Below are 3374 nucleotides of genomic sequence, written 5' to 3'. Positions count from 1 at the left end.
GTCCCTCCCCCCCTACAGTAACTCCCTCCCCCCCTACAGAAGTAATAGTCTCTCAAGAAGAACCAATTCCCTCTATAGTTAAGGATGTTACGACCTGCTTATTCTCTAAGGGGATAGGTAAGGTTCGTGGACTTGATCAACAACTCATCAATCGCCTCAATGTCCTACGTCCTAATTCCCTGGTCAGCTTTAAAGATTTGAATTTAGACATTGAAGGAGCTACTTTGCCCTATCTTCAACCAGCGGCTAAACAAGCACTTCAACAAGCTATTGATGAAAGAGGTGAATCATTAGTCGTGGCAAGTGCCTATCGAACCATTGCTGACCAAATCATCTTATATAATCATTACCGTAATCGACGTTGTGAGATTCCAATCGCTGCTCGCCCACCTAGAAGTAATCATCAGAGTGGTATAGCACTCGATATTCGAGATGATCAGGGTTGGAGACCCTTTTTAGTAAAGTATGGCTGGCGATGGCTTGGAGCGGCGGACAGTCAACATTTTGACTATGTAGGAGGCAATACCATTGACATCCGAGATTATTCTGTCCGTGCTTTCCAGCAACTCTGGAATCTAAACAATCCAACAGACCGAATTATAGAGGATGGCAGTTACGATGCTGAAACTGAACAACGACTGAACAACTCCCCTGTTGATGGCTTCCCGAAGGAAAGCTGATGGTGGTTGACTTGGTTTAAAGGACTTATGTCACTGATATCTGGGCGTTCTTAATTGGACTGTACTTGATAACTTTGAAAAATGCTATAGTAAACAGTCGGTCATTACTAGTAAACAGTAAACAGTTTAAAATGAAACAGTTGTCTCGAATTTCCATAGCTATTGTTAGCTTATTCCTGTGTTTGCTCACCTTGAGCAGTTGCAGCAACAACTTTGCTAACCCTGATCAACTAGAAGCGCAAGTATTAACCATTATCCGGAATAATCCAGAGGCTATTTTACAGTCGCTGCAAGCTTACCAGCAGGAAAAACAGCAAGAGGTAGCCCAATCCAGGCAAGCATTTTTGCAGCAAATGAGTACAGAGCCAGCATCGATAATTGGGAATTCCCCTACTACTGGTGTGGCGGAAAATAACATTGTGCTGTTGGAGTTTTCTGACTTTCAATGTCCATTTTGTGCCCAAGCTAACCAAAGCGTAAAGGAGTTTATGGACAAACATTCCGATCAGGTAACCTTAGTATATAAGCATTTGCCCCTAAGTCAGATTCATCCTGAAGCCATCCCGGCAGCTAAAGCAGCTTGGGCGGCTTTTCAGCAAGGGAAATTCTGGGAGTATGAAGATGCCCTGTTTGAGCAGCAAGATAACTTGGATGAAGATTTGTATGTGGCGATCGCCCAAAATCTTAATCTCGATCTAGAGCAATTTAATCGCGATCGCATTAGTGTTGGAGCGGAAGCTGCCATTAGGGACGATCTGAAATTAGCTCAGAGCTTGGCTCTTAAGGGTACTCCTTTCTTTATGTTGAACACAGAAGTACTCCAGGTTCCTCTCAACCTATCAGAAATGGAGAGTATTTTGGCACAGGTCAGATCATGATCTAGTATTTCTATTTGAGTTGTAAACACACGTCTTGGGGCAAGAGGCAAAAGGCAAGAGGCAAACGTTGGTAGGGTGCGTGATAAGACGGGTTCGCCCTAATTTTATCGGTAGCCAGTGTTGGCACAGCCCGTCGGTGTAACGCACCACTCGCTCTTGAACACTTAATATCTAATCGAGGAACATTTAAGATACTTTCTTAGTCAGACAACGTGATTAATTGACTAGAGGTAAGACGATGAGAGTTGATCAAAGCAGTGGTTTAAGGCAACGACTTAATGGTATAGTCATGATCATCTATGCCTTAATGCCGATTATCCTAGTAGTGGTATTTTTGATTACTTTTTTAACAATTTTACATGACATCAAAAGTCTAGTAAGTGGCCCTTTAGCGGAAATCAATAACACCCTAGTGGAGGTGAAGGAAAGTACTCAAAAAGCCAAAGAAGACATTGCTAATATCATAGAACCAATCAAAACAGTAAAGGCAGAGGTGCAAGAAGCCTTAGAGATAGTTGAACAGATTCCTACAGGAGTAACTTTGCCTGATCTTGGCATCCCAGATATTAATCTTCCGGTGAAACCAAATGTCAACTTGGGGGGTGGATTTCCGCCTAAGGTGAATATCGAGATGAAAGAGGTTTCAGTGGCTATGCCTACTATTCCTGGGCTTGAAGTACAAGTGGATGGTTTGCAACAGGTCAAGGCAGTGTTAAAGGATAATTTGGAAATACTTAGGGTTTTTAATACTATTGTCAGCGGTATTCCTAACCTCGATTCCCTTAGAGACGATTCCCAAAAAATTGTAGCAGGAGTCCAGGAGTTGGTGAACGGAATTCAGAAAATCGGGAGCAAGGTATTAGGACTGATGATATTTAGCGCAATCATGGTGATACCCTGGTTCATTAAGTTATTTATAGCTCCTTACATTACCTGGGCTTACGGTCAGGTGACGACAGGATGGGCATTAGTCCGTGGTCAAGTAACTGAATAAAAGGGAATCGGGAATCGGGAATCCGGAATCCGGAATCCGGAATCGGGAATCGGGAATCGGGAATCGGGAATCGGGAATCGGGAATGGGGAATGGAGCATGTCACTTATGCCTCAGGGGGTGACAAGCCAATTGAAAGTCCTACAGGGGTTAGGTTTTAGGGGTTAGGTGAAGCGTGAACATCGTCATGGCGTAGTGGTTGATTAAAACTATCTATTGAGTTGGAGCAGTTATTTTCTGTTCAAATGCTCCCAAATACAACAACACGAGTCACTGTAATTTCCCCAACACCTAAAACCGTGCCACCCAACACCTGTCTAGGTTTGAGCTTTGTTGTCACCCCGTGAGCACTTATGCACAGCATTTGTACTAAAGCTATAGCACCATCATGGGTTTTCGCTGGCTCTGATCTATAGCAGTTTTTACCCTAATCAGGTATACAGGATTTTTGCCCTGTTACCTCTTCTCTCTTCCCTCTTCTCTCTTCCCTCTTCTCTGTTCCCTGTTCCCAGATCCGCTGTTCCCTATTCCCTAAAACCAGAAACTCTGTAGCTCACCAAATTAAAAACCGCTATAGCATTTATAAATAGGTCGTGAACAATCTTGCTAATTTTTGAGAACAGCCAAAAATGCTCCAAGCTCTTGCCTACTGATGCTCAGTTCCTTCTCCTAGGTTTCTGTTTAGATTAATCCTATGTTTACAACTCAAATAAAATGCTAATTAGATAGTTCATAGGTTCTGCAACTTTGACCTGCTCCCGGCCTCAAAGCCTTATCTACTAAGCTTTTTAGGACTCATATTACCTCCTCAGGCTAGACAGGAA

Annotated in this window: 3 protein-coding genes; all 3 read left to right on the top strand. The window is 43.1% G+C overall.

Annotated features, from left to right (window positions below):
- A partial coding sequence (locus AC4II3_RS32085) for a M15 family metallopeptidase (RefSeq protein ID WP_490723028.1) occupies window positions 1-680 on the top strand: 680 nt, incomplete at its 5' end.
- 131 nt (window positions 681-811) lie between these two features.
- On the top strand, window positions 812-1558 hold the full coding sequence (locus AC4II3_RS32080) for a DsbA family protein (protein WP_488006522.1): 747 nt from the start codon (window positions 812-814) through the stop codon (window positions 1556-1558).
- Between the two features lie 238 nt (window positions 1559-1796).
- Window positions 1797-2552: a hypothetical protein gene (locus AC4II3_RS32075; protein WP_488006520.1), complete on the top strand. Its 756-nt coding sequence runs from the start codon at window positions 1797-1799 to the stop codon at window positions 2550-2552.
- The last annotated feature ends 822 nt before the right edge of the window (window positions 2553-3374 follow it).

The sequence above is a fragment of the Moorena sp. genome, assembly GCF_982860115.1.
This window is presented reverse-complemented; position numbering and strand designations above follow the sequence as displayed.

What these genes read in the sequence shown, in the direction of transcription:
- AC4II3_RS32080 (WP_488006522.1), top strand. Translation starts at nt 812, where the DNA reads ATGAAACAGTTGTCTCGAATTTCCATAGCTATTGTTAGCTTATTCCTG.
- AC4II3_RS32075 (WP_488006520.1), top strand. Translation starts at nt 1,797, where the DNA reads ATGAGAGTTGATCAAAGCAGTGGTTTAAGGCAACGACTTAATGGTATA.